The 23,521-nt window shown below is 65.4% G+C and carries 29 protein-coding genes; 7 read left to right on the forward strand and 22 right to left on the reverse strand.

Features of this window, described 5'->3' with window-relative positions; genetic code table 11:
* Positions 1-66: 66 nt before the first annotated feature.
* The 11 genes from AC1DV8_RS04345 to AC1DV8_RS04395 form a co-directional block, all read right to left on the reverse strand.
* A complete protein-coding gene (locus AC1DV8_RS04345) occupies positions 67-432 on the reverse strand; it encodes an SH3 domain-containing protein (RefSeq protein WP_477156603.1) in 366 nt (121 codons plus the stop codon).
* 146 nt (positions 433-578) lie between these two features.
* Positions 579-941 carry an SH3 domain-containing protein gene (locus AC1DV8_RS04350; protein WP_477148829.1) on the reverse strand — a complete coding sequence of 121 codons (363 nt, stop codon included), beginning with the start codon at positions 939-941 and terminating at the stop codon, positions 579-581.
* A 153-nt stretch (positions 942-1,094) separates the two neighbouring features.
* Positions 1,095-1,457, reverse strand: a complete 363-nt coding sequence (locus AC1DV8_RS04355) for an SH3 domain-containing protein (protein WP_477148830.1) — start codon at positions 1,455-1,457, stop codon at positions 1,095-1,097.
* A gap of 253 nt (positions 1,458-1,710) precedes the next feature.
* Positions 1,711-2,016 carry a hypothetical protein gene (locus AC1DV8_RS04360; protein WP_477156604.1) on the reverse strand — a complete coding sequence of 102 codons (306 nt, stop codon included), beginning with the start codon at positions 2,014-2,016 and terminating at the stop codon, positions 1,711-1,713.
* A 98-nt stretch (positions 2,017-2,114) separates the two neighbouring features.
* Positions 2,115-2,447 (reverse strand): cupredoxin domain-containing protein, encoded by a 333-nt coding sequence (locus AC1DV8_RS04365; protein WP_477156605.1) that lies wholly within the window; start codon positions 2,445-2,447, stop codon positions 2,115-2,117.
* Positions 2,448-2,511: 64 nt separating this feature from the next.
* Positions 2,512-2,682 carry a hypothetical protein gene (locus AC1DV8_RS04370; protein ID WP_477156606.1) on the reverse strand — a complete coding sequence of 57 codons (171 nt, stop codon included), beginning with the start codon at positions 2,680-2,682 and terminating at the stop codon, positions 2,512-2,514.
* 102 nt (positions 2,683-2,784) lie between these two features.
* Positions 2,785-3,378 carry a hypothetical protein gene (locus AC1DV8_RS04375; RefSeq protein WP_477156607.1) on the reverse strand — a complete coding sequence of 198 codons (594 nt, stop codon included), beginning with the start codon at positions 3,376-3,378 and terminating at the stop codon, positions 2,785-2,787.
* A gap of 847 nt (positions 3,379-4,225) precedes the next feature.
* Positions 4,226-4,960, reverse strand: coding sequence for a hypothetical protein (locus tag AC1DV8_RS04380; RefSeq protein WP_477156608.1), 735 nt, complete (start codon positions 4,958-4,960; stop codon positions 4,226-4,228).
* A 102-nt stretch (positions 4,961-5,062) separates the two neighbouring features.
* Positions 5,063-6,556 carry a hypothetical protein gene (locus AC1DV8_RS04385; protein WP_477156609.1) on the reverse strand — a complete coding sequence of 498 codons (1,494 nt, stop codon included), beginning with the start codon at positions 6,554-6,556 and terminating at the stop codon, positions 5,063-5,065.
* Between the two features lie 140 nt (positions 6,557-6,696).
* The gene (locus AC1DV8_RS04390) at positions 6,697-7,668 is read right to left on the reverse strand and encodes a DUF2971 domain-containing protein (RefSeq protein WP_477156610.1); all 972 of its coding nucleotides are present in this window, start codon (positions 7,666-7,668) and stop codon (positions 6,697-6,699) included.
* Positions 7,669-7,837: 169 nt separating this feature from the next.
* The gene (locus AC1DV8_RS04395; protein ID WP_477156611.1) at positions 7,838-8,206 is read right to left on the reverse strand and encodes a hypothetical protein; all 369 of its coding nucleotides are present in this window, start codon (positions 8,204-8,206) and stop codon (positions 7,838-7,840) included.
* Positions 8,207-8,511: 305 nt separating this feature from the next.
* On the opposite strand from AC1DV8_RS04395, the gene AC1DV8_RS04400 reads away from it, so the two are divergent.
* From AC1DV8_RS04400 to AC1DV8_RS04410, 3 genes are read left to right on the forward strand one after another with little or no spacing between them, the layout of a single operon-like run.
* The gene (locus tag AC1DV8_RS04400; RefSeq protein ID WP_477156612.1) at positions 8,512-9,102 is read left to right on the forward strand and encodes a TetR/AcrR family transcriptional regulator; all 591 of its coding nucleotides are present in this window, start codon (positions 8,512-8,514) and stop codon (positions 9,100-9,102) included.
* On the forward strand, positions 9,092-9,457 hold the full coding sequence (locus AC1DV8_RS04405) for a nuclear transport factor 2 family protein (RefSeq protein ID WP_477156613.1): 366 nt from the start codon (positions 9,092-9,094) through the stop codon (positions 9,455-9,457). The genes AC1DV8_RS04400 and AC1DV8_RS04405 overlap by 11 nt, the downstream gene beginning before the upstream one ends.
* Positions 9,454-9,831, forward strand: coding sequence for a TfoX/Sxy family protein (locus AC1DV8_RS04410; protein ID WP_477156614.1), 378 nt, complete (start codon positions 9,454-9,456; stop codon positions 9,829-9,831). The genes AC1DV8_RS04405 and AC1DV8_RS04410 overlap by 4 nt, the downstream gene beginning before the upstream one ends.
* Before the next feature lie 68 nt (positions 9,832-9,899).
* Here the strand turns inward: AC1DV8_RS04410 and uvrB are convergent, their stop codons facing one another.
* From uvrB to AC1DV8_RS04425, 3 genes are all read right to left on the reverse strand, one after another.
* Positions 9,900-12,284, reverse strand: a complete 2,385-nt coding sequence (gene uvrB, locus AC1DV8_RS04415) for an excinuclease ABC subunit UvrB (protein ID WP_477156757.1) — start codon at positions 12,282-12,284, stop codon at positions 9,900-9,902.
* A 360-nt stretch (positions 12,285-12,644) separates the two neighbouring features.
* Complete coding sequence (locus AC1DV8_RS04420; RefSeq protein ID WP_477156615.1) at positions 12,645-13,124, reverse strand: SRPBCC domain-containing protein; 480 nt, start codon at positions 13,122-13,124, stop codon at positions 12,645-12,647.
* Entirely contained in the window at positions 13,121-13,453 is a 333-nt protein-coding gene (locus AC1DV8_RS04425; RefSeq protein WP_477156616.1) for an ArsR/SmtB family transcription factor, read from the reverse strand. Before AC1DV8_RS04425 ends, AC1DV8_RS04420 begins: the two co-directional genes overlap by 4 nt.
* A 127-nt stretch (positions 13,454-13,580) precedes the next feature.
* On the opposite strand from AC1DV8_RS04425, the gene AC1DV8_RS04430 reads away from it, so the two are divergent.
* Positions 13,581-14,195 carry a dihydrofolate reductase family protein gene (locus tag AC1DV8_RS04430; RefSeq protein WP_477148843.1) on the forward strand — a complete coding sequence of 205 codons (615 nt, stop codon included), beginning with the start codon at positions 13,581-13,583 and terminating at the stop codon, positions 14,193-14,195.
* Between the two features lies 1 nt (position 14,196).
* Here AC1DV8_RS04430 and AC1DV8_RS04435 read toward each other — a convergent pair whose 3' ends face one another.
* Complete coding sequence (locus AC1DV8_RS04435) at positions 14,197-15,045, reverse strand: LysR family transcriptional regulator (protein ID WP_477156617.1); 849 nt, start codon at positions 15,043-15,045, stop codon at positions 14,197-14,199.
* Positions 15,046-15,141: 96 nt separating this feature from the next.
* On the opposite strand from AC1DV8_RS04435, the gene AC1DV8_RS04440 reads away from it, so the two are divergent.
* A complete protein-coding gene (locus tag AC1DV8_RS04440; RefSeq protein WP_477148845.1) occupies positions 15,142-15,426 on the forward strand; it encodes a putative quinol monooxygenase in 285 nt (94 codons plus the stop codon).
* A 110-nt stretch (positions 15,427-15,536) separates the two neighbouring features.
* Here the strand turns inward: AC1DV8_RS04440 and AC1DV8_RS04445 are convergent, their stop codons facing one another.
* The 4 genes from AC1DV8_RS04445 to AC1DV8_RS04460 form a co-directional block, all read right to left on the reverse strand.
* The gene (locus AC1DV8_RS04445; protein ID WP_477148846.1) at positions 15,537-15,977 is read right to left on the reverse strand and encodes a hypothetical protein; all 441 of its coding nucleotides are present in this window, start codon (positions 15,975-15,977) and stop codon (positions 15,537-15,539) included.
* Positions 15,978-16,239: 262 nt separating this feature from the next.
* Positions 16,240-16,908: a polyprenyl diphosphate synthase gene (uppS, locus tag AC1DV8_RS04450; RefSeq protein WP_477148847.1), complete on the reverse strand. Its 669-nt coding sequence runs from the start codon at positions 16,906-16,908 to the stop codon at positions 16,240-16,242.
* Between the two features lie 135 nt (positions 16,909-17,043).
* The gene (locus AC1DV8_RS04455; RefSeq protein WP_477156618.1) at positions 17,044-17,409 is read right to left on the reverse strand and encodes a transcriptional regulator; all 366 of its coding nucleotides are present in this window, start codon (positions 17,407-17,409) and stop codon (positions 17,044-17,046) included.
* Positions 17,399-18,007 carry a hypothetical protein gene (locus AC1DV8_RS04460; RefSeq protein ID WP_477156619.1) on the reverse strand — a complete coding sequence of 203 codons (609 nt, stop codon included), beginning with the start codon at positions 18,005-18,007 and terminating at the stop codon, positions 17,399-17,401. The genes AC1DV8_RS04455 and AC1DV8_RS04460 overlap by 11 nt, the downstream gene beginning before the upstream one ends.
* A gap of 101 nt (positions 18,008-18,108) precedes the next feature.
* On the opposite strand from AC1DV8_RS04460, the gene AC1DV8_RS04465 reads away from it, so the two are divergent.
* Both AC1DV8_RS04465 and AC1DV8_RS04470 read left to right on the forward strand, forming a co-directional pair.
* Complete coding sequence (locus AC1DV8_RS04465) at positions 18,109-18,324, forward strand: type ISP restriction/modification enzyme (RefSeq protein ID WP_477156620.1); 216 nt, start codon at positions 18,109-18,111, stop codon at positions 18,322-18,324.
* A gap of 70 nt (positions 18,325-18,394) precedes the next feature.
* Positions 18,395-19,552 carry a DUF2652 domain-containing protein gene (locus tag AC1DV8_RS04470; protein ID WP_477156621.1) on the forward strand — a complete coding sequence of 386 codons (1,158 nt, stop codon included), beginning with the start codon at positions 18,395-18,397 and terminating at the stop codon, positions 19,550-19,552.
* 8 nt (positions 19,553-19,560) lie between these two features.
* Here AC1DV8_RS04470 and arfB read toward each other — a convergent pair whose 3' ends face one another.
* Genes arfB through AC1DV8_RS04485 form a run of 3 tightly spaced genes read right to left on the reverse strand, consistent with a single transcriptional unit; the run spans position 19,561 to position 23,516 of the window.
* A complete protein-coding gene (gene arfB / locus AC1DV8_RS04475; RefSeq protein WP_477156622.1) occupies positions 19,561-20,025 on the reverse strand; it encodes an alternative ribosome rescue aminoacyl-tRNA hydrolase ArfB in 465 nt (154 codons plus the stop codon).
* Between the two features lie 27 nt (positions 20,026-20,052).
* Positions 20,053-21,405, reverse strand: a complete 1,353-nt coding sequence (locus AC1DV8_RS04480; protein ID WP_477156623.1) for an MBL fold metallo-hydrolase — start codon at positions 21,403-21,405, stop codon at positions 20,053-20,055.
* Positions 21,402-23,516, reverse strand: a complete 2,115-nt coding sequence (locus AC1DV8_RS04485) for a S8 family serine peptidase (protein WP_477156624.1) — start codon at positions 23,514-23,516, stop codon at positions 21,402-21,404. Before AC1DV8_RS04485 ends, AC1DV8_RS04480 begins: the two co-directional genes overlap by 4 nt.
* Positions 23,517-23,521: the final 5 nt, after the last annotated feature.

Raw genomic sequence — 23,521 nt, forward strand, 5'->3', positions numbered from 1 at the left:
ACGAAAGCGCCCCCGGGGGAGGTCCCGGGAGCGCTTCGGATCGGCCCGACTTGCGTCGGATGAAGATCAGTAGCTGGTGCCGAGGCAGAACTGGGCGTTCTTGCCCTCGACGCAGAAGTTGCTGCCGAAGCCGTAGCCGGGCTTGGCCGGGTAGTAGTCATCATCATCGTAGTAGTCGAAATCGATCACGTTGGCGCGGACCCAACCGTCCGGGCCCGGGATCTGCAGCTTGTACCAGTTGTTCCACTGGCCGATGACCTTGACCTTATCGCCTTCATCGACGTTATTGACCACGATGGAGCCGTTGCTGTGGTTCTTGCGGACGTTGGCGTCGTGATCGACATAGGCCCAGGTGGCGGCCATGGAGGCGCCGGCGGTTGCAATCACGATGGCGGTGGCGAGGGCTGCAGTCTTGATGCTCTTGATGAACATGATGGGATCCTTTGGAGTCTGTTGCGGCATCGCTGCCTTGTCATGAGGTTTAACAGTGCCAAGCTGAACGCAGCCTGAAACCCCCTGACAGAAACGCGCCCCCGGAAACCGGGGGCGCGCTGCATGGACCCGATGGTCCGTGGGGCTTAGTAGCCGCCGCTCAGGCAGAACGAGGCGTTCTGGCCGTTGATGCAGAACGAGCTGCCGTAGCCATAGCCGTAGCCGGGGAACGGGCCCGGGAACGGACCGGGGTTGAAATCGAGCACGCCGGACTTCACCCAGCCATCCTGGCCCGGGATCTGGATCTTGTACCAGTTGTTCCACTGGCCGATGATCTTGACCTTCTGGCCTTCCTGGACCCAGTTGACGGTCTGGGAAGCCAGCTGGTGATGCTTCTTCACCTTGGCGTTGTTGTCGACCCAGGCGTACTGGGCAGCCATCGAAACGCCGGCGGTGGCGACGACGACGAGGGTGGCGAGGGCGGCGGTCTTCAGAGCGCGGAAAGACATCTTCGGTTTCCTTCGTTTTTCAGGGTTGGCATCACTGCCTTGACCGTGAAGTTAGAAGGAAGTGCCTGAACCGAAGCTGAAACCCTTGTTTAGGTAGAATTATTTGGCGCCGTCAGCGCAATTCGTTCATCTTTGTGGCGGGCTGCAATCGCCTCACCGGCAGAACAAGCTGCCCTCACAGCGATCGAGCGGATCGAGCGGATCGAAGCCGAGGAACCTGTGCGGGGTGACCTCGAGCTTGGCGCCGGAGCCGACGAGGTAGGAGCCGCGGACCCAGCCGCCGGGTTCGCCGTCGGCATCGAGGAACAGGCACCAGTTGGACTCACGGGTGCAGCGCAGCAGCTGGACCCGGGCGCCCTTTTCGAGCGTGCCGATGGTGCGGTAGCCGGCGCCGGGGCCGCTGCGCACCGGAATATCGGCCGAGGCGCGGGCCGTGCCGCGCGAGGCGGCCTCGGCGGGCATGGCCGCAAGGCTGGCGGCGAGCAGGCTGAGAGCGAAAAGGGCGGTGCGCATCATGGCGGGCTCCGGATGGCCTTGTTGTTCTTGTTGAGGATCAGCAACGCCGGAAAGCGGGCTAAATCGCGGCACACTCATAGAACTGCTGCGTGTAGGAGCCAAGACTGCCGGGGGCCAGGGGTAGGGCGGTGAAGGCATGGATGATCTCGGGATGGTCGAAGGTCGGGAGAGTTATCCGACGGCGGCGCGACGGGGATAAGAGGTTGCTGCGGGGCGGCCGGAGGCGTGCGCCGCTGAAGGTTGTCGCCGAGCCTCAGTAGGGGATGGGGCGCTTGCGCTTGATTTCGGCGATGCGGTCGGCGTCGGCCTCGGCGCTGAGGTAGCGGCCGCGCTCGAGGATTTCGAGCGTGTATTCGCGGTAGGTGAGGCCGAGGGCGTCGGCGCGGCGCGCGCGCATCACGGCGATGTCGTAGGGCACGTCGTTGAAGGCTTTTTCGGTGGCGGTCTTCCACTCAAAATAGTTGCCGATGCCATTTGCGCCCCAGGGACGCGGAGAGTCGTCGAGCGGCGGGCCGCCGTTCGAGCGCGGATCGGGTGCGGGGCGTTCGTCGTCAAGCATTGAGCGATGATCGGCGGCGGCGCCCGGGCAGTCAACGGAGTGGAGTTGATGGCTGGGATGAAGATTTCGAATGGTTGCGCGGTGCGGCGACGAGCCGGTTACTTCGCGGTCACGGTTCCCTTCATCGAGGGGTGGATCTTGCAGATGTAGGCGTGTGCCCCGGCCGCGGCGACCGTGACGGTGGCGCTCTCGCCGGTCGATAGGCGGCCGGTGTCGAAGGCGCCATCCTTGGCCGTGGCGGTGTGCGGGGCGCTGTCGTTGTTGACGAAGGTGATGGTGTCGCCCGCGGCGACGGTGAGCTTGGCGGGGGAGAACTTGTGTCCCGCTATGGTGACGGTGTGCCCGGCCGCTTCGGCGGGCAGGGCGCCGAGGGCGAGCCCGCCCAACACCAGGGACAGGGACAGGGCGGCGACGACGAACGGATTGCGCATGCGGGCCTCCTCTCTGGATGAGCGCCGAAGGCTAGGAGCCGGCGGGCGGCGACGCAATGCGGGGTCACGGAGCGGTGAAGGCCGCGGCAAGCGCGCTGATGTGGGGCGCGATGACGAGATAGAGCGCGGCCTTTTCGTGCGTGATGTGGGGGATGTGTTCGCGCGCCGGGCGCTGCAGATGGGGCACGGGGCGGGTGTCGTGGTGCGGTGGATCGATGGGGGGAAGGAAGGGCATGGAGGTCTCCGTTGTCGAGGAAACGGAGGAGTATGCGGGTCGGCTGAGGGGGCGGGGATAGGTGGGGGAGGGGAAGCGCCGGCCGGGGCCGGCGCTCGGGCGCTAGTAGAGGATCACCGGGGGCGTGCCCGGGGATGAGTCGCCGCTTTCCACCAGGCTGCCGGCGGGAGCCTTGTCGAGCTGGCGGAACACCTTGTCGCCGTTCTGCAGGATGGAGAGCAGGGTCTGGTTGCCGGTGAGCGGGCTGGGTGTGTGGCCCGTGCAGGCGGACTGACTGGGGCAGACCACGAAGCACGCACCGCCGTCGCCGTCGCAATTGTCATTGGTGCAGGTGGCAAGCAACCCGCCGCCGTCGTCGAACACGCCGCCCACCTTGGCGCAGGCCGAGTTGAGCTTTGTGCCTCCGGTGTCGTCGGGGGGCAGCACGATCATGGCGTTGGTCTTGGCCCACTTCTGGCAGCGGGCATAGCGGGCGTCGCACTGCTTGCGGCACTCGGCCACGTTGTTGTCGATGTCGATGAGCTGGTCGCAGGTCTGATCGCAACTGAAGTTGTTCTGGTCGCAGACCTTCATCCGCTGCTCGTAGGTGCCGATCGGCCGGCCCGGTTTCCTCGGCGCTGCGGTGGCGTCGGTGACGAATGCGGCGGCCAGGGCCAACGTGATCACGGCGAGAAAGATCGTACGGATGCGCTCCATGGTTTCCTCCCATCCAGCGCCCCTCGCCCTCGCGGGTATTTTAGCAGCGCTGCAGGGGGGTTACGATAGGGGCTTGGGTCGCCGGGGGCGGGCGGCGGAAGCAAAGGGCCGCTCGCGGGGCGTGGATGACAGACGTGCCGGAGCGCCCGACGGCCGTGGGCCTCGGGGGATGCGGGCAGGGGGACGGGGCCGGCGAGGCTTTGCCTCGAGCGGTAGTCCGCAATGATAGTGCGAGGCATCGCCTCGCCGGCCGACCGGGGTTTTGGGCTTATCTCCGGCGGGCTTCGGGACTTCCCGATGCCGCATCGCCTGACCTCGGCTCCGAGCCTGCCGATCCAGATCCTCGGGGCAAGCCCCGGACGTTTCCAGACAGACCGGTCCGGGCTCCCGTGTGACCGGGCGCCTGGCCATCGGCAGGTCCGTCACAGGACCCGCCCGGCGTTTGCTGGCGGCTTGGCTGTGGTGCAGCCCGGCCGGCCGGATTTGGGCCTGGAGCGCGGCGACCCGCCCTCCACCCGATCCCCACCCGCGCATCGTTCGTTCGCGATTCCGTCCAGCGCGAGCAGGTGAGGGGGAGGGTAATGGGGGTGGCGGGAGCGGGGATAAGTTTTGTTTGTGGCTACTGAACCGAGCTGGGGATGGGCTGGTGCGGGAAACGTACCCCCCCGCCCTGTCCCGGCCATTCGAGCATAGCTCTCAAGGCCTTCTCCCCTAAAATCGCTCCACTGGAGCGATTTTGCCTTCGGCGCGGCTCGAAGCCCCGCAAGGGGGGAGGAGACGCTCACACCTGCATCGAGTGCCGTTAGTGGACGCGATTAAGCCAACCGCTCCGGCCGTCGGTGCCGGCTCAGGTCCGCGGGGCTGCCGGGAGGGTGCGGCGGACGGTTTGGCGGACGAGGCGGACCTGGCGGCGGCGGTTGTCGTAGCGGGTGGTGCTGGTGGGCGTCGGAGGCGGTTCGGGTGGCTTGGCGGCGGCGGCTTCCGGGTCGTCCTCGGGGTTGGGGCGCTGCAGGTTGGGTGGGAGCGGGGTTTTGCTGTGGCCGGCGAGGCGGAGGAGGTGGGTGCGGATGATTTCTGCGGTCATCAGGTTGAGCTCGCTGATCTCGCCATCGAGGCTGGTGAGGGCGCGGGGGCCGAGCCAGCGGGCGTCGGGGTTGCCGAAGGCGTCGCACACGGCCCAGGCATCGCCGCCGGTGAGCGGGTTGTAGCCGTAGTAACGGGTGCGGAAGCCGGCGACGGCGCGGGCCAGCTGGCGCATGCCCAGCGCCAGGGCGTGGAGCAGCATGGGCGGGGCGAAGCTCAGCCCGATGTGACCGGCGCCGGGCTCGCCGCGCAGCAGCCGCTGGGCCTCGCGCAGCAGCCGGGCGGCGAGCGCGATCACCTGGGGATCAGCGGCAAGGCCCGAGGATTTCATCGTGAGGGCCCAGAGTTCATCGGCGAGCGCGCTGATATGGGGCGCGATGACGAGATAAAGCGCGGCCTTGTCGTGCGTGGTGTGCGGAATGTGTTCGCGCGCCGGGCGCTGGAGGTGGGGTACGGGGCCGGTGTCGTGGTGCGGCGGATCGATGGGAGGAAGGCGCATCGGGGCTCCTGCTGAGTGGGGACAGCGGAGTATGCGCGAGGGGGAGGGGGCGGGGATAAAGGGCGTGCTGGAGCTTGCGGCGGTGAGCGGCCTCTCGGAGGCCTAGTGAGGCCGTTTTGCCGATCTCGGCTTCATCGGTTTCCTCGGCTTCTTCGGCGGAGGCGGTTCGAGCGGGAGTACGCCCAGCATGAGCTCCACATCGATGCGGTCTGGCTCTAGATATCGCGGGAACTCGATCAGCACCGATAGCACGTACCTGAGAAGGTCAGCGGCAAGCGCCCGTTCCTTCTCGTACCGTTGCTCTAAATCGGCCTCGACGCGCTTTGACGCGCCGGTCACGCCGTGGACGATTTTCGACCTGATCCCGTAGATAGTCTTGATGTCCTTGGCCACCGCAGCGGGATCGCGATCACCCTTCAAACCGCCGAGCGCGCCGGCCCTCATGCGCAACTTGTATGAGAGAGCCTGGCTGTCCCCATCGCCTAGCAGAACTTCAAGGCCAATCGTCGCGTCCAGAATGGCATCGACCGGATCATCTCGCGTGAGGCAGGCGTTTAGTCGCTTGATGGCGATGAGTACGCGTTCTTCGTCCCGCAACACGATGCGTTCAAAGACTTGCTTGGCCCGCTGAAGTTGCTCCCTTGTCACCGTCTCCGAGCGACCTCGGGCCCATGCATAGTCATCGAAGGTGTTGGGGTATCGACGATAGGTCGCCCCAAAAACGGGCGGCAAATCGCAATAGAAACTCGTGGCCCACCCACGTGGCAGGAATAGCACCTGCGCGAATCCGGTCGATGCCCCCGTTGCCGTCCGCAAGGCCGCAAAGAACCGGTCCACCAAATCCAGAACGTTTGTGGAGGGATGCTCCAGAGAGTGGCGCACTTGCGAGACGCTTTCGTTCTCGATGGTCCAACCAGTGGCGACGAATGCGTGGGTGGCGGCGCCAACGACCATATCGGCCGCCCCTGACCCAAAGTCCTTGATCCGGGAGCGGGCGAGTTGCAGCGGCTTAGTTAATCGGGTGAGGTAAGCGTTCTCACTGAATCGGAAATGGTCGACGGCAAAGTGCGTCAGGGCGATCGGGACAACGACGCGGAGGCCTAAGGTCTTCAAGACGGTGCCGAGGAATATCCGTCGGACTATCGGCTCGCGGAGGCGAGTGTTGATTGGGCCCGTGCCATGCCGGTGCAGGTAGCATTCGACGGCCTCGGCCAAAAGCCCATCGACGAAATAGCCGGGCGATCCCGGTTTCATGTCGAGTTTCTTGCCCAACCAGGTAGTGCGAAGGTACTCCACCAGGGCCTCGCCGGCGGGGAAATTCTCCTTCGGCCGCTCGAACATGAGCAGCCCGATTATCCCGGCTCGGCGGACGGTCCCCACATAATCTTTTGGGGCACGGTCGTTGTAGAGCCCCACTTTGTGGATAGATGGAAATCCGCTGTCTAGAACGGTCATGACGGGGTGGTCGGAGTGTACGCCGACATACTGTTTTGGATCAGCCAACTTGGCAAGAACTGCAGCGTGAAGCTCGTCAAATGCGGCCTCCAAAAGCATTATATACTTTAGAAGGTCGGCCTGTCGTTTATCCCGGTCCAAGCTCGGCTCCATAACCGCCACGACAAACTGGCTTCGCGTGTATCGTTATTGTCTGCGCACCATACGGCGGCGGCGCGTGACACGGGGACAATCTCCCACCGCACGTCCTGCTACACTTCGGGCTCTGTGTGCTGGAGCCGTCAATACACGAGGTCGGTGCTGTAGCTCCCTATGGCGGCGTTGGGCACCGCTTGTTTGATCGCGATTCGCTCGTCGAAGGTACGCAAGATGTCTCCCTCGGTTCGAATATCAGCGATCGACCACCGGTGACCAAAAATGATCGAGGTGATCACCCCTTTGGGGACAGGGAGAGTATAGATCGAATTGCCTGGAGAGATGGTTTTGTTGTCGCAGTCATCTACTGAACGGATCAGCCGCCACTCACGCTCAAATGAGTACTCGGTGTGTTTTACTGCGAATAGGTAGAAGGGGTTGGTCCAAATATCGGGGATCCGATCGTCCCTATAGGACACTTTGATCAACCGATTGCGTTCGGTGCCATTCTTCTGCAGGGCGAGGAAGAACGGGTGCTGGGCAGCCACCTCTAGCGCAAATCCATTGCCCCCGTCGGCATATACGCTCCAGAGTGCTCTGTTATCCGGAATTTCGCTAAGGGAGAGGACTCCCGTCCGCGCTACGGGCCCGTCCACGAGTTCGTCCAAACGGCTATCGGCATCATCGAAAACGGTATCGATTATCAAGGGCAAAGAGGCTCGCATCTGCTCTCTCACAGTGGCGACGGCTGCTTTCCCGACTGGCATTTCTAGTAGTTGGCGAAGCTGTAGCTTGCTCAACCCGCTCGCTTTGAAGTTTGGAATCTTCGCGATCTCGTCGACGAGATACGAGCCATCTTCAAGTCGCAGTTCCAACTGAGCCGCGACATACTTTTTCATGAACTTGCGGAGAAGGTCGCCGCCGAACTGATCAAAGCGGCGAGATAGATCAAACGGGTCGTTCAACTGCGCCTTTGTTGCGAACTTAAACGTCGGATTTGCCAGGAAACTTCTGCGGAACGCTAAGTCCTGGAACGATAGATATTTGTAGAGATGCGGCCGATCACACCGGACGTCCATCTCGAAGAAATCACTCGCCACCAGTGCGACAAAGTCCAAGTTTTGAGCCCAAGACATTGAAGAGATCATAGCCTATTCAACCGTCCTTATTTTGGTGCTTTTGCCGTCTGGCTGTACCCTTGCAGATGGATTCAGACAATCAGGTTGATTGGGCATCGATTGCGATCCAGCGTCTGCGCTCGGGAGGTCGTTGGATGACACCGGTCGTCTAGTAATTCGGCTGAAACAGCGTCCGCCACTGCCCCTTCGGCTCCAGCCACACCGTATGCCGGGCGTTGTACGTGTTGGGCTCGCCGGCTTCGATGGTGCGCATCGTGAGCTGGCAGACCAGCATGGTGGCGGTGGTCTTGATGGTGCGGGACTTGGTGATCTTCACGTTGCTGGCCAGCGCGAAGGCGCGGCCGCCGCCGTCGTTGAACTCGAGGCCTTTGGTCGATTCCTTGATGTCGGCGATGGTTTTTGGGTCTTCGCAGCGGGTTTTGGCGAAGCTGCCGTACTTGGCCCAATCGGTTTCGGCGTGGGCGGGCGAAAGCAAAAGCGTGGTGGCGACGGCAATGGTGCCAAGGAAGCGAAGCATGAGTGATCCCCCAAATGTCGGCGGATAGTAGCGCGGCGGCGGCGGTTGGGTAGGGGGCAAGAGCTGAGGCGTCGGAGCGAGGCTCTCCCCCGACCCTGGCTTCGCTATGGCTGTCGCCTAGCTGTGCTACCAGCCATTCGAGCGTAGCTCTCATGGCCTTCTCACCTAAAATCGCTCCACTGGAGCGATTTTGCCCTCGGCACGGCTCGAAGCCCCCGCAAGGGGCCACTGCATGCAGGCTAGCTTGACAGGCGATTCTTGATCGGTCATTTTAAAACGATCAATCAAGAATGGCGGATGCGAGCATGGGGCGGTCCCGGGAGTATGACGAGGATGCGGTGCTGGCCGGCGCGATGGGGGCGTTCCGGCGCCGCGGCTATGGCGCGGTTTCGATCAAGGAGCTGGAACAGGCGACCGGGCTGAAGGGCGGCAGCATCTACCACGGCTATGGCGACAAGGCCGGGCTGTTTGACGCGGCGTTTGCCCATTACAACCGGGCGGTCCTCGGCGGCCGCATCGCGCAATATGCGCCGGAAGCCGCGGGGCTCGGCGGGGTTAGGCAGCTGTTCCTGACGCTGCTGCAGGAGGTCAATGGCGAAGCGTTCGGCTGCCTGATCACCAATGCGGCCATCGAGTTCGGCGGGAGCGGCATGGCGCATCCCGGCGTCGCCGAAGGGCTGCGCATTCTCTCGGACACATTCGCCGATCGACTGGCCACCGCGCATCGCGCCGGGTTGCTGCGCAGCGGCGTGAAGCCGGCAAGCGCGAGCACGAAACTGCTGGCGCTCTATCAGGGCGTTCTCGTCCTGGTCCGGGCCGGCTCGGACAAGGCGGCGCTGACCGCCATGATCAATGATGAATTCGACAACCTGGAAGGTAAGCAACATGACGCCTGAAACTCTCTGGAGGCGCTACGCCGCGATCTGGTCGCTCGACGCCGTGGCCCGGGGGAGCGAGCTGGCCGCATGCCTTGCCGAGGACGTGACCTATTGCGACCCGAACGGGCTGATCGAGGGGCAGGCGGCGCTTTCGGCCTATATGGGCGGGTTCCAGCAGAGCGCGCCGGGCGGGGCGTTCCACATCCGCACCGTGCTGCACCATCACGGCCGCAGCATCTCGCACTGGACGCTGCAGGGGCCGGATGGCGCGGCGCTGCAGACCGGCACCAGCTTCAGCACGCTGGCGGAGGACGGCAAGTTCCAGGCGATCAGCGGGTTCTTCCACGCATCCGGCGGAGACGAGTTGCGGTGAGCACGACATCAGCGCGGGAGCGGGCGCTTGAGCTGGCCGCGCAGATGGTTGGCATCGGGCCGGTCGAGGTCGGCCGGTTCTTCGGCGGCGCCGGGCTCAAATGCGAGGGGGTGCAGTTCGGGTTCGTGATGAAGGGGACGCTGTATCTGCGGGTGGACGACGACACGCGCCCGGCGTTTGAGGCGCTGGACGCGATGGCGTTTACCTATGGTGGGCGATCGGGGACTGTGACGGTCGCGAGTTACTATGCGCTGCCGGAGGAGATCGCTGATGACGCGGATGAGCGCGTGCGCTGGGCCGGACGGGCGTATGAGGTTGCGAGGGCGGCGAGGGGGTCGGTGAGGGGGCGGCGCGAGGGGCTCCCCCCACCCTAGCTTCGCTACGGCTGGCGCCTAGCTGCGCTACCCTCCCCACTAGGGGGGGTGAAGGAAGGGGGCCGGCGCTAGTCCGCGGGGTTGGCGTCGAGGGCGTCGAGTTCCATTTCGCGGAGGCGTTTGACTTCGTCGCGGAGGCGGGCGGCTTTTTCGAATTCGAGGTTGGTGGCGGCTTCGCGCATCTCGCGCTCGAGGTCCTTGATGACCGCGGCGAGGTTTGCCCCGACCTGGATCTTTTCCTTGCCGTCCTTGCCCTTGCCGATCGAGACGGTGACGTGGTCCTGCTCGTAGATCGAGTCGACGATCTCCTTGATGTTCGACTTGACCGACTGCGGGGTGATGCCGTTGGCGACGTTGTAGGCGGTCTGCTTTTCGCGGCGGCGGCTGGTTTCGGCCATGGCACGTTCCATGGAGCCGGTGATGTTGTCGGCGTAGAGGATGACCTTGCCGTCGACGTTACGCGCGGCGCGGCCGATGGTCTGGATCAGCGAGGTCTCGGAGCGGAGGAACCCTTCCTTGTCGGCATCGAGGATGGCGACGAGGGCGCATTCGGGGATGTCGAGGCCTTCGCGCAGCAGGTTGATGCCGACGAGGACGTCGAAAGCGCCGAGGCGGAGGTCGCGGATGATCTCGATGCGCTCGATGGTGTCGATGTCGGAGTGCATGTAGCGGACGCGGATGCCCTGCTCGTGCATGTACTCGGTGAGATCCTCGGCCATGCGCTTGGTGAGCACGGTGACGAGGGTGCGGTAGCCGGCCTTGCTGACCTGGCGGATCTCGTCGACGACGTCGTCGACCTGGGTCTTGGCGGGGCGGATCTCGACCGGCGGATCGATGAGGCCAGTGGGGCGGATGACCTGCTCGGCGAAGACGCCGCCGGCCTGCTCCATTTCCCAGGCGCCGGGGGTGGCGGAGACGTAGACGGTCTGCGGGCGCATGGCGTTCCACTCCTCGAAGCGGAGCGGGCGGTTGTCCATGGCGGAGGGCAGGCGGAAGCCGTATTCGGCGAGGGTGGCCTTGCGGCGCAGGTCGCCGCGATACATGGCGCCGAGCTGGCCGACCGTGACGTGGCTTTCGTCGATGAAGACGAGGGCGTTGTCGGGGAGATATTCGAACAGGGTCGGAGGCGGCTCGCCGGGCTTGCGGCCGGAGAAGTAGCGCGAATAGTTCTCGATACCGGCGCAGGAGCCGGTGGCTTCCATCATCTCGAGATCGAACAGGGTGCGCTGCTCGAGGCGCTGGGCCTCGAGGAAGCGGCCGGCGCCGTTGAGCTCCTGCAGGCGCGCCGCGAGCTCCTTGCGGATCTCCTTGATGGCGCCGGTGAGGGTGGCGCGTGGCGTGACGTAGTGGCTGTTGGCGAAGATGCGGACGGAGAGCAGGTCGGAGCTCTTCTTGCCGGTGAGCGGATCGAACTCGGCGATCGACTCGATCTCGTTGCCGAACAGGGTGATACGCCAGGCTGCGTCTTCATAGTGCGCCGGAAATAGCTCCACCGTGTCGCCCCGGACGCGGAAGGTGCCGCGGACGAAGCCGGTGTCGCCGCGCTTGTATTGCAGCTGGGTGAGGGAGCGGAGCAGTTCCTGGTGGTCGACCTTCTGGCCCTTGCGCAGGTCGAAGGTCATGGCGGTGTAGTCTTCGACCGAGCCGATACCGTAGATGCAGGAGACCGAGGCGACGATGATGACGTCGTCGCGTTCGAGCAGGGCGCGCGTCGCCGAGTGGCGCATGCGGTCGATCTGCTCGTTGATGGTCGATTCCTTCTCGATATAGGTGTCGGTGCGCGGGACATACGCCTCGGGCTGGTAGTAGTCGTAGTAGGAGACGAAGTACTCGACGGCATTATCGGGGAAGAACGACTTCATCTCGCCGTAGAGCTGGGCGGCCAGCGTCTTGTTGGGCGCGAGGATGAGGGCCGGGCGTTGGGTGCGCATGATGGTCTGCGCGGCGGTAAAAGTCTTGCCGGAGCCGGTGACACCGAGCAGCACCTGGTCGGTCTCGCCGTTCTCGACGCCTTCGACGAGGTCGGCGATGGCGGTGGGCTGGTCGCCGCGGGGCTCGTAGCTGGTGACGAGCTTGAACGGCACGCCGCCTTCGGATTTGTCGCGCGGGGCGGGGCGGTGGGGCTTCCACTCCTTGTTGCCTTCGACCTCCTTGCGGCCGTGGAGGATGATGTCCTCGAGGGCCTTCACGGTGGCGGAGATGCCGACGGTCTGGGCGCCGGCCAGCGACTGGCCGGGCATGTTCTTGGCTTTGACCTTCTTCTTGGAGGTCTCCAGCGCCTCGCGCAGCTGCTCCATGACCTCGGGGTCTTTGGCGGCCTGGCGGGAGATGTCGCGAGCGGTGACGCGGCCGGAGGGCAGGTGGCCGAAGCCGGCCTGGTCGGATTCGCCCATGCCGCCGAAATCCGGGCGATCGACTGAGTTGGCCTTGGATTTTGGCGCCTTGAGCTGCATGCCAGTGGCGGCGCTGCGGGCGGTTTTCTTCGGCTTTTCGACAGGCTGGGGCGTTAGCGGCTGGATGCCGGTGCCGGCGGCTTCGGCGGCGCGGCGGGCGGCGTTGTCCAGGGCGCGCTTGTTCTTCAGCCGCTCCTGGGGGAGGCGCTTGTTGAGGCGCTCATCCTCCGCCTTCTCGATCTCGCCGAGGAAGTCGTCGATGGAAAACTCGGTGGTGGCGGGCTTTTTCTGCGAGGGCATGGCGATCTCGTACAGCTGGCGTCGGCAGCGAGCACCATAGATAGGTGCGCTGTCAGACTCTGTCAGTAGCGGCGTGGGGAGACGCTAGCACGAGAGGAACGGAATGGGAACAGGGGCGGGTCAGCTGAGTGGCGTTTCGACGAACTTTGCCAACTGCCCGATGACGGTGCCCCAGCCGTCGTAGAAGCCGAGTTCGGCGTGCTTGTCGCGATGGGCGCGGTCGCTGTGCATGGCACGGGCGCTGTACTGGGTGCCGCCGTCGACGGCGTGCAGCGCGATTTCCGCCGTGATGAAGCTGCTGGGGGCGGGGCGCCAGCCGCCGAGCAGGGCGTCGGTGAAGATGAGGCGCTGCTCCGGCTCGACTAGGAGGAAGCAGCCGTTCATGTGCGGCGCGAAGGGCTGGCCGGCTTCGCTGATTTCAGTGACCAGCGGGCCGCCGGGGACCACCTCGAAGCGGACGGCGCGGCATTTGGCAGGCTCCGGAACCCACCATTGCTCGAACTTGCGGGGCTGGGTCCAGGCCTCCCAGATCGCGGATTTTGGCGCGCGGATGAAGCGCTCGATGATGAGGTCGCGTTCCGGGTCGATCGGTTCAGTCACGGCTGCTGTTCCCTGGTGACGAAGACCTCAAGGCGATCGGTGCGCTCGCTCCACAGCTTGCGCTGGTCGCTCAGCCAGTCCTCGATTGCGTCGAAGGTTGCCTTCTCGATGGTGCAGGTGCGGACCCGGCCGGACTTGGAGGTGCGGATCAGACCGCTCTGCTCGAGGGCGGTGATGTGCTTCATGAACGAGGGCAAGGCCATATCGAATGGTTGCGCCAGTTCGCCCACGCCGGCTGAGCCAGAGCCCAGGCGTCGCAGGATGGCTCGCCGCGTCGGATCGGCGAGGGCCTGGAAGATGCCGTTCAGTTGCTCGGTGCCTGCGTGCATTTCCGACGCCTAGCACCGGGGCATGCTTAGCGCAATGGCTAAGTATTTTAGAGCCTGCATCACTTAGCCGTTGCGCTAACTGTCTTGCGTTGATAGTTAGCCGAAGGGCAAAGTGTTGGAGATCGAAATGAGACTGGTCGTAATGACGTTCGTGTCGCTGGACGGTGTATATCAGGGGCCGGGGAGCCCGGAGGAGGATCGCAGCGACGGCTTTTCTCGCGGTGGCTGGTTCGTGCCGTATCTCGACCAGGTGTTTCTCGACCAGGCGAGGGAGTGGCTGCAGAAGGCGGGAGGCCTGCTGCTTGGCCGCCGGACATACGAGAGTTTCTCGCGGGACTGGCCGGAGATGAACAAGCCGGACGATGCGATCGGCTTGATGATGAACAGCCTGCCGAAATACGTGGCGTCCTCGACGCTCGGGACCACCGCGTGGGGGCCGGCGACCATCTTGCGGGGCGACATCCTCAATGAGGTCGGAAAGCTGAAGGACCGTGAAGGTGGCGAGCTGCAAGTCCACGGTAGCGGAAGCCTTGCTGGGTCGCTGCTGGCGGCCGGGATCGTCGATGAGCTGCGGTTGGTCGTGGCGCCGGTGATCGTTGGTGCGGGCCACAAGCTGTTCGCCGACGGCGGGGTCGCCACGGCGATGCGGGCGTTGCGGAACGACACGACGCCGGGTGGGCTCAATATCCAGGTGTTCGAGCGGGCGGGCGAGGCGGAATATCAGACCTTCCAACGGCCATAGGCTACGCGCCGCGCATGCACTCGGCAAGAAATGCCACGACGGCACTGACGTGGGGAGCGCCGCGGAGGTCGCGGTGGAAGGCGATCCAGGCGTCGCGGCGGAACGATCCTGGATCCGCTTCGACCAGCTCGGGCCCGATGCTCCGGGCAAGGAAGGCGGGGAGGGCGGCGATGCCGACACCGGCTCGCGCCGCGGCGCATTGAGTCACGAGGTCGTTGCTGCGAAGCAGCAGCGGGCGATCGCCGGCGAGTTGCTTCAGCCATTGCTGGTTGGGCGCTTCGTCGAGCTCATGGCTGAGGCCGATGAAGCCACGTTCGGCGAGGGGGTGCGTGGCGAGGTAATCCGGCGCGGCATAGGCGCGGTACGTCACCTCGCCGACGCGGCGCACCACAAGCGAGTGATCGTCGGGGCGGGACAGGCGCAGGACGACATCTGCCTCACGCCGCGTGAGCGAAGCGGCATGGGTTTCGCCGAGCAGCTGCAGGTGGAGACCGGGATGCGTGGCGCGGAAACGGTCGAGGCGTGGCGCGACGAGGTGGGAGGCGATCACCGGTGGCAAACTGACGGCCACCTCCACTGCAGCGGTCCCGCTTTCGGCGAAGAGCGAGCGCTCGAGCGTGAGCGCTTCCGTCAGCATGCGCCGCGCCGACGCCGCGACGCGCTCGCCGGCCCCCGTGAGGATGTAGCGACCGGACCTGCGGTCGACGAGCTTCTGGTTGAGCCCCGATTCCAGCGCCGCAACGCGGCGGGCCACGGTGCCGTGCTCGACGCGCAGGACGCGCGCCGCCCCCAACAGGGTGCCGGCATCGGCCAGGGCGACGAAATGGCGGAGATCCTGCCAGTCGAGCATTGGGAAATTTCTCACAGCCGGTGCACGTAATTGCCAGATTTTGCACATCCGCGGCGCGATGCAAACTGCGCGCATCAACAAAACGGAGACTGCAGAATGACGAAGATCAGGCGCGTGGTGCGGATCGAGGCCAAGCCCGGAGTGGCGGAGCAAATGCGCGAGGCGCTGCTGGCGCTGCAGCAGGCGACGGCGGCTGAGGCGGGCTGCGATGAGTTCGGCTTCTTCCAGGCGCTGGACCGGGCGCACTCGTTCCTGCTGATAGAGGATTTCGCCGACCAGGCGGCGCTGGACCTGCACATGCAGACGCCGCACACGCAGGCCTTCTTCGCGCGGGACCTGGTGGCCGGCATTGCGCCGATCGAGAGGGCGTGGATGTCCTAGGGGCCGACCAGGGCATCCGCTGCGGGGGCCGGCCGGCGGCGCTTCGTGGTGGGCAAGAAGAGGCGGCCGTACACCAGAGCCGCCTCATCTACTCGCGCGTGGGCGGCTATTCAGCCGGAGTGGGCGCCGAAGATGCTGCCGGCCCACGCCATGACGCCGCCGCCTCCGGCATAGCGGCGGAGCCGTGCTGCCAGGTTGTGGCCGGTGAGCGAGCCCATGTAGTGGCAATCGCAGAGCAGGTGATGGGCGTCCTCGTCAGTCATCTCGAAGTAGTCCATCGCGTCGCCGAGCGTGTTGCCGGTGAGGCCGTCGCCGAGCAGGACAGGGTCGCGGTAGGCGAGGGCGAGCGGGGTGGTATCGCCGCCACGATAGGCGCGGCGCTCGTCCTCGGGCAGATACTCAATGCGATACAGCGCTTCCAGCGGACCGCCGTGCCGATCGAGCAGATCGGCCCAACGGCTGAGGCGCTCGCGACGGGTCATCCTAGTGATGGGATTTGCCGCGACGATGGCGGCAGCTTCGCGCAATTGTTCGGGGGTTTGGTGCTTCATGGGGGCCTCCTCGGGGCTTGCACAGGCGGGGCCGCTGGCCGAATTGCCCCGCTGGTGTCCGTGTGCCCGATGCTAGGCCCGCGAGGCGCCCAACGGCTCGTGCCCTGGCCCTGCTTGCTGGAAGAATAGTGCGCTGCAAAGTCGCCGCAATCACGGCGGGTCCCGAAGATGTGACCGGCATTACGCCGATCGGGAGGTGTCGAGGAAGGGTTGGGGAAGAGGTAAGCGTGGAGGCGCGTTCCATCCGAACGCGCCGCTGTCTTCATGCCGGGATGGCGCCGAAGCTGCGGGTGCGGCTGGTATAGTCGGCGAGGGCAGAGTCGAACTCGGCGGGGCCGAAATCGGGCCAGCGGGTCTTGGTGAAATAGAGCTCGGCCTGGGCGCATTCCCACAGCAGGAAATCGGAAAGGCGCTGGTCGCCGCCGGTACGGATGAGGAAGTCGACGTCCTCGGTGCCGAGCTGCGCGGCAACCGCTTCGGGCGTGAGGCCCTGGCCTGCGGCGGCGAGGATGGCGTCGCGGGCGGAGTAGTCGATGGCGATGCGTAGATGGAGGCCGGTGCAGGCGGCGGTGGTGCGTTCGGCGACCGCGATGGCTTTCACGAGGCCGAGCGGCAGGCGGTCGCGGCGGCCGAGGATGGAAATGCGGACGTTGTTGTCGCGCAGCTGGCGAGCCTCGACGAGGAGGAAGTGGCGGAGCAGGGCCATGAGGCCGGCAACTTCGGGCTCGGGGCGGCGCCAGTTGTAGGTGGAGAAGGCGTAGAGGGTGAGGGCGCCGACATCGTTGGCGATGGCGGTGCGGACGGCGGCGCGGACTGCATCGGCGCCGACCTCATGGCCGGCGGGGCGGGGAAGGCCGCGCGCTTCGGCCCAGCGGCCATTGCCGTCCATGATGATGGCGACGTGGAGTTTGTGGTGGGGAGTGGTTTGCATTGTAAACCTCATGAGTGAGCGTTGGGGGGGTAGGCATGATTTGTGCTCGGTGACGGGGACTGATGGTTGGGTCGCCCCCTCCACCGGCTTCGCCGGTCCCCTCCCCGTCACGCGGGGGAGGATCAGAGGGAGCCGTCAGGTTGGGCGGAGCTTTGGTTGAGCATTCGGAGTGCTGGCTCGCGCCGAGGCGTCGCGGACGACGCGTTCGAGGACACCGAGGTAATCGAGGAAGCGCTGGCGGCCGGCGGGGGTGAGGCGGATTTCGGTGAGCGGGCGGTTACCGGTGTAGCCCTTGTGGATGTCGACGAGGCCGGCTTCCTGCAGTACGGCGAGGTGGCGGCTGAGGTTGCCCTGGGTCAGGCCGCAGAGGCGCAGCAGGTCGTTGAAGGCGAGGCCGTCGGGGCGGCTGATGAGCGAGGTGAGGATCCCGAGGCGGGCTTTTTCGTGGATGACGCGATCGAGCCCGTCATAGGCGAAAGGGGCGTCGGGCTCAGCGGACATTGGCGGCCTCCGGGGCGCGGTGGACGATGCCGGCGACGAGCAGCTGGCCGACGGCGAAAGGCAGGCCCATGTGCCAGGGCGACAGCGTGTGGTCGGCGGCGGCGAGCAGCAACACGGTGAAGCCGGCGAGCAGATACCAGGCGCCGGCCAGGGCGATGGCGCGGGGCAGGGAGCGGGCGGCGGCGAAGATGCCGAGGCTGACGAGGATCAGCCACAGGCCGGGCACCAGCCACAGTTGTTCGGGCGCGAAACGGGCGAAGAAGGCGAGGAGCGCGGCGCCAGCGACGCCTGAAGGCACGAAGTTGAGCACGGCTTCGCGGATCATCTGGTCGGCGAGGCCGGCATGATGGCGGCGCGAGCGGCGCAGCATCTCGGCGCCGATGAGGGCGACGGCGAGGATAGCGGTGAGCACCCAGGCGGCGAAGTAGGCGGCGGGTTCGGCGCCGCCGGGGAGGATCGACTGTAGCGCAGCAACCGCGAAGGCGAGGGCGCCGGAGGTGGCGAGGGCAGCGGGACCGAGGCCGAGGAACTCGCTCGATTGGGCGAGGCGGGACTTGATCTCGACGATATCGGCCAGGGCTTTGTCGAGATCGGGCATGGGGCGGGCGCTCGGTTTGCGATGCAAAGTAGAGTGCAGTGCAAATTGGGGAGGATTTGTGGCGGGTGACGGGGTGGTAGTTGGCTTGAAGGCGGGGTAGCGTGCGCAGGGGTAAGCTCGGCAACCGCTCGGGCGTTGAATGGGTGCTCGACCAGTACAAGGAAAAGACGCCGAAGGACCCGACCATCCGCGAGAGGTTCAACACCTATCGCTTCGCCGATTACAAGGAGAGGGTGATCGACCTGATCGGGCGGGTGACGCGGGTGAGCGTCGAGACGGTGGCGATCACCGAGGCGATGAGATCGGCGAAGCGCTGATCCGATCGCCCCTCTACCACCCCGGCCCCGTTTCGTGACAAACTGCCCTCGCGGCGGGGGAGGGGTTATGGTGGCCACCCGGCTTGGCTATTTCCTGATCGCCGACATCACCGGCTATACCCAGTACCTGGGGGCGTCGGAGTTGGAGCATGCGCAGCAGACGCTGACGGCGCTGCTGAATTTGCTGATCCGGGATACGCGGCCGCCGCTGGTGATCTCGCGGCTCGCGGGGGATGCGGTGATCAGTTATGGGCTCAGCGACAACTTCCTTACCGGGCAGACATTCGCCGAGACGATCGAGGACACCTACGTGGATTTCCGCCGGGCGATCGAGCGGATGGTGCACAACACGACGTGTCCGTGCAACGCGTGCCGGAATATTGGGTCGCTGGACCTGAAGTTCTTCGTCCATCACGGCGAATTCGGGGTGCAGAAGCTCGATGCGCATGACGAGCTGGTGGGCTCGGACGTGATCCTGATCCATCGGCTGCTGAAGAACCATGTGACCGAGGTGACTGGGTTCCGGGCCTATACGCTGTTCACCGATGCGGCGCTCAACAAGCTCGGGCTTGGGACCGAGGGGCTGGTGGTGCATGAGGAGAGCTACGAGAATTTCGGCACCGTGCAGGTCTGGATCGAGGACATGCACCGGGTTTGGGAAGAGAAGCGCCGGCTGACGCGGGTGACGATTCCGCCGGATCGCACGCTGATGCAGGTGAGCGCCGAGATCGACCTGCCGCGCGAGCGGGTGTGGGACTATCTGGTGCAGCCCGAGCACTACATGGTGCTGCTGGCGGCGACTCGCCTGGACGTGAACCGAAAGAGCGGCGGCCGGGTGGCGGTCGGCAGCGTGTTCCAGTGCTACCACGGGGATGCGATCATTCCGCTGACGGTGCTGGAGTGGGAGCCGTTCGAGCAGATGGTGGTGGAGTACATTCCGCCGATCCCCATCAAGGGGGTGACGGGGCTGACGGAGTTGCGGCTCGAGGAGACGGCGACGGGGACTCGGCTGAGGCAGATCTTCAGCAAATCGAGCGGGCCGCTGGTGGGGCGGATGATGGCGGACGCTGGGTTGAAGTCGTCGGCCAAGGAATTCCAGCACGATATTGATGAGTTCAAGGCACATATCGAGGCGGACTACGCGGAGCATCGCGATGAGATGCCCCCGCCGGTGTTCATTGGCGAGGCGGAAGTGGGCGCGGCGGCGCGGGCCAGCCTCTCGGCGTAGCCAAAAGCTCAGTCGAAGTTCCTCGAACTTCGCAGCTTCTTGACAGCCCCCCGCTGGGTCTTGCCTTCGAGGCGGCGCTGCTTCGAGCCGAAGGTCGGCTTGGTGGGGCGCCGCGGTCTTGGCGGGACGAGGGCGGCGCGAAGCATCTGCGTCAGGCGGTCGATGGCGTCGTCGCGGTTCTGCGGCTGGTTGCGGAAGCGATTGGCGGTGATGACGATGACGCCGTCGGTGGTGAGGCGGCTGCCGGCGAGGGCGGCGGCACGGTGCTTCAGCGGCTCGGGGAGCGATGGCGAGCCCATGAGGTCAAAGCGGAGCTGGGCGGCGCTGGCCACCTTGTTGACGTTCTGGCCACCGGGGCCGGGACTGCGAATGTAGTCGATGCCGATCTCCGTAAGCGGGAGATGCACGGCGCCGCCGATATGGATGGAGTCAGGAATGAGGAGGGGCTCCGCTGGATTGGCGGAGACTAGCATGCGGCGCCGGGGATTTTCAGCCCCGGCTCAGACCTCTAGCTCCAGCGGTTTGTTCTTCAGGTATTTCAGCTTGAGGCGGCCGTGGCTCTGTTGCTTGGCCGTGGCGAGTTTCTGCTCGATAGCGGCGAACTGGGCGAGGCACTTGGTCAGCTTGTCGGACGGCTTGTTGTTGTTCTTGGCCATGAACGCGGTCTGCTGCTTTTCCAGGTAGGCCGTGCTGCAGTTGAGCCAGATAGTGAACGGCTGGCCAGCCTCCGGATTGGGCGAGAGCTTGTCGGCCGGGCCGAGGCGCGAGTCGAGCAGAACTTCGAGGACGCGCAGGTCGGGGTTCTCGTGCTCGCCATTGGCGCAGATCAGGTAGTTGTCGGCGGTGATGCGCTTGACGAATGCGCGGTCGAGATTGTTCTCGGAACCGTGGTGCTGGAGCTTCAGCACGTCGACATGCAGGCCCCCGCCATCGGCGAGGCGGCCGTGATGGGTGAGGCCGGAGAGGATATCCTCGGAATGGCCGTCGCCGGTCATGATGACGCGGGTGACGCCGCCGCCGGCCTTGGGTTCCTCGAGCAGCAGCATCAGTGAGGCGAGGTTGGGCTCGGTGACGCTCTGGCGGTGGCCCAGTTCGTCGTCGATCGAGACGCCGAAGCCGGGCGGGACCGGGCCTTCGTTGTCCTCGAGCCAGGCTTCGAGCTTGGCGACGCTGCCGGCGTTGCCGGCATCGGCGAGCCAGTTCTTCCAGTATTTGCGGAGGATTTCGAGATCCTTCTTGAATGGGCCGATAATACGGACTTCGAGGGTGCTGCCGGGGGCGAGGCTGATCACCTCCTGGCCGCGCACCATGGCGAGCAAGTGACCAAATTCGCCGTTTAGTGGGATGTTCAACTGGTCGGCGGCGATGCGGCGCGACACCTTGATGGCTTCGGGGATGGAGTTGGCGACGGAGCGGAAGGCGTCGGCGAGGCGAAGCAGGGTCGGGGTGGAAGAACTGGAGAGGCTGTTGGCGCGGGAGGCGAGCACGCTGCCGATGGCCTCGGACTCATCGACCATGGTCTTGAAGGCGTTGTGCCAGATGCGCTTGACCTCGGGCGGCTTCCGGAAGGACGGCTTGGTGGCCGGCAGGCCGTGGCCATGCTTGTGGTCGTAGACGCGCCAGAGCACGGTGTCCTCAAGCAGTTGCAGGACGCCCGCGATATGGTCCTGGTCGACATGCGAGACGTAGACCAGATCCAAATGCTTGCCGGTGTCCTCGGCCCATTTGCCGAGGAAGCCCCGTGCTTCGGCGGCATAGGCGTCGGGCATGCCGCCGTCGGCGAGGATGCTGACGGCGCCGGCTTCGAGCAACAGGCAATCGCCCTTGCCGGAGGGCAGGAGAGTGATCTTCATGACTTGTCCTCGGCGGTCGGGGGGCGGCGGGTTGGAACGGCTTTTGGAGGGGCGTTGCGCCGACGCGCCGGGCCGGCGGCGGCAGCGCCGGCGGCGATGGCCGGCTTTGCCGGAGCCGACTTCTTGAGCTCGATGCGATCCAGTGCGCGTGAGGCCTCGGCGACACAGGCGGCCGGCGAGATGACGCCGAAGCCGAGATCGTTGGCCCATTTGTAGGTGGCGCCGGGCAGCGGGCGGGACGTGGCCTTGATGATGCCGAGGATCTGCGCGGCGGTGAGCGTCGGCTCGGCGGCGAGCATCAGGCCGACGACGCCCGCGACATAGGGACTGGCCATGCTGGTGCCGGTCATCTCGATCCACAGGTTGTCCGGGTCGCCAAAGCCGTTGGCGGCGACGATCCGGGTGCCGGGGGCAGTGATGTCAGGTTTCAGGCGGCCGTCGCGGGTAGGGCCCTGGCTCGAGGTGATGTGGGCGCGACGCTTCAGTTCATCGAGATTTGCGACGGAGACGACGCGCTGGCCGCAGGCGAGGGCGCTGACCGACGAAGTGTCGACATGCGAGGCTTCAGTGAAGAACGAGGGCCAGAAGTAGTTGCCGTCGCCAAGATCGGCCGGATCGTCGCGCTCTATCCAGGCGTGAAAGGCGCCGTCGCGGATGACCCGGCCATGCAGCCTCACCTCCCAGGTGCCTGAGGGGATGCCGACGATCACGTCAGTGCCGAAGAATGGGCTGAGATAAACGGCGATGTAGTTGGCGCCGTTGGTGGGGTGGTGCAGCTCGTTATAGACGCTGATCAGGGTGCGGTCGGGCAGCTGATGGTTCTCGATGAACTCGCCGGGCTGCACCGGGCCGATCCAGTCGCCATCGGGCGGGCGGATGCTGATGGCGAAACGGTCCTGCGGCTCGTACCAGATTTCGAGTTCGTTTTCCGAGGCGTCCTTGATCTTGTCGCCGACCACCTGCCACTCGAGGATATGGTCGAGGCCCTGGGCGTCGATCCTGCCGCTCGCGTGGATGCGGCCCATCATGTAGCCGAGATCGTCGGGTGCCTCGGGTCGTTCCTGGCCGGCATTGCCGGCGGCGATGCAGATGGAGCGGCCCGGTTCCGTGAGCAATGCATCGATCCAGCGATCGAGGATGCTGGATCCGTCATGGGCGTGGCCGTTAGTGCCCAGGCTGATGTTGATCGAGATAGGGCGCTCGCCGGCGAGATCGAGCAGGTAATAGATGGCATCGAGCAGGGTGGTAGAATCGTAGAACGAGGTGCGGCGTTCCATCTCGTCCTCGGGCACCGCGATCAGCACCGCCGCGATCTCGGCGCCGCTGCAGATGCCGCTGTTGCCGGCGGCGATCGAGGCGACATGGGTGCCGTGCGATCCGACGACCATCTGGGATTGCGGCTCGAGATCGTGTGGCGAGACGTGGATGGCCTCGGCGTCGGCGAGCGCCGCCTCCATCGCCGCAGCGGTGATGACCCGGCCGCGCTTGAGGCCCTTGCGGTCGCGCCCTTCCTTGGCGCCCTGGTCCCAGATGCTGACGAAGCGGGACTTGCCGTCGGAGATGAAGTCCGGATGGGCCCAGTCGAAGCCCTCGACATCGATGATGCCAATCATCATGCCCTTGCCGTCGCCGAGTTGAGCCGCGGTGGCATCGGGTGCGCGGGCAGCGGGAGCAGTGGCGCCAGCGCTGCCCTTGAACGGGCGCGGCAGCTTCAGCGCGTCGGCCGGCTCGATGAAGATGGTGCTGCCGTCGCGGGCGAGATCATATGCCTCGTCGAGCGACATGCGCCGAGTGCCCATGCCGCGCAGGGTCTGCTGGCCGGCGACCGGCGGCAGCGTGTCGGTCGCACGCACGAAGACGCTGACTTCGACGGCCTCGCGCTGCGCCTGCACATCGACGCCGCTCTTCTTTGCGGTGCCGCGACGCGGCGCGTCGGCGGGCGCTATGGCCGTGGCAACGGGCGGCGTGACCGCGGCCAGTTGCTGGGTCTTTACTCGTAGTGCCGGCTGTACCTCAGATTTGGCGGAACTGACGTCCGGGTCGCAATTAGAGAACATCCGCAGCTTCGGATGCATGTTCCGCAGCACAACATTCTGCCAACTGTCGTTCATCGCAT

The organism is Devosia sp. P3_B2, from assembly GCF_056402875.1.

Coding starts and splice junctions, on each gene's coding strand:
- AC1DV8_RS04455 (WP_477156618.1), bottom strand. CDS start 17,409: ATGTCCGCTGAGCCCGACGCCCCTTTCGCCTATGACGGGCTCGATCGC.
- AC1DV8_RS04430 (WP_477148843.1), top strand. CDS start 13,581: ATGAGACTGGTCGTAATGACGTTCGTGTCGCTGGACGGTGTATATCAG.
- AC1DV8_RS04345 (WP_477156603.1), bottom strand. CDS start 432: ATGTTCATCAAGAGCATCAAGACTGCAGCCCTCGCCACCGCCATCGTG.
- AC1DV8_RS04365 (WP_477156605.1), bottom strand. CDS start 2,447: ATGCGCAATCCGTTCGTCGTCGCCGCCCTGTCCCTGTCCCTGGTGTTG.
- AC1DV8_RS04445 (WP_477148846.1), bottom strand. CDS start 15,977: ATGAAGCACCAAACCCCCGAACAATTGCGCGAAGCTGCCGCCATCGTC.
- AC1DV8_RS04435 (WP_477156617.1), bottom strand. CDS start 15,045: ATGCTCGACTGGCAGGATCTCCGCCATTTCGTCGCCCTGGCCGATGCC.
- AC1DV8_RS04380 (WP_477156608.1), bottom strand. CDS start 4,960: ATGCGCCTTCCTCCCATCGATCCGCCGCACCACGACACCGGCCCCGTA.
- AC1DV8_RS04360 (WP_477156604.1), bottom strand. CDS start 2,016: ATGCTTGACGACGAACGCCCCGCACCCGATCCGCGCTCGAACGGCGGC.
- AC1DV8_RS04400 (WP_477156612.1), top strand. CDS start 8,512: ATGGGGCGGTCCCGGGAGTATGACGAGGATGCGGTGCTGGCCGGCGCG.
- uppS (WP_477148847.1), bottom strand. CDS start 16,908: ATGCAAACCACTCCCCACCACAAACTCCACGTCGCCATCATCATGGAC.
- AC1DV8_RS04350 (WP_477148829.1), bottom strand. CDS start 941: ATGTCTTTCCGCGCTCTGAAGACCGCCGCCCTCGCCACCCTCGTCGTC.
- uvrB (WP_477156757.1), bottom strand. CDS start 12,284: ATGCAGCTCAAGGCGCCAAAATCCAAGGCCAACTCAGTCGATCGCCCG.
- AC1DV8_RS04405 (WP_477156613.1), top strand. CDS start 9,092: ATGACGCCTGAAACTCTCTGGAGGCGCTACGCCGCGATCTGGTCGCTC.
- AC1DV8_RS04355 (WP_477148830.1), bottom strand. CDS start 1,457: ATGATGCGCACCGCCCTTTTCGCTCTCAGCCTGCTCGCCGCCAGCCTT.
- AC1DV8_RS04485 (WP_477156624.1), bottom strand. CDS start 23,516: ATGAACGACAGTTGGCAGAATGTTGTGCTGCGGAACATGCATCCGAAG.
- AC1DV8_RS04425 (WP_477156616.1), bottom strand. CDS start 13,453: ATGCACGCAGGCACCGAGCAACTGAACGGCATCTTCCAGGCCCTCGCC.
- AC1DV8_RS04440 (WP_477148845.1), top strand. CDS start 15,142: ATGACGAAGATCAGGCGCGTGGTGCGGATCGAGGCCAAGCCCGGAGTG.
- AC1DV8_RS04480 (WP_477156623.1), bottom strand. CDS start 21,405: ATGAAGATCACTCTCCTGCCCTCCGGCAAGGGCGATTGCCTGTTGCTC.
- AC1DV8_RS04375 (WP_477156607.1), bottom strand. CDS start 3,378: ATGGAGCGCATCCGTACGATCTTTCTCGCCGTGATCACGTTGGCCCTG.
- AC1DV8_RS04370 (WP_477156606.1), bottom strand. CDS start 2,682: ATGCCCTTCCTTCCCCCCATCGATCCACCGCACCACGACACCCGCCCC.
- arfB (WP_477156622.1), bottom strand. CDS start 20,025: ATGCTAGTCTCCGCCAATCCAGCGGAGCCCCTCCTCATTCCTGACTCC.
- AC1DV8_RS04460 (WP_477156619.1), bottom strand. CDS start 18,007: ATGCCCGATCTCGACAAAGCCCTGGCCGATATCGTCGAGATCAAGTCC.
- AC1DV8_RS04395 (WP_477156611.1), bottom strand. CDS start 8,206: ATGCTTCGCTTCCTTGGCACCATTGCCGTCGCCACCACGCTTTTGCTT.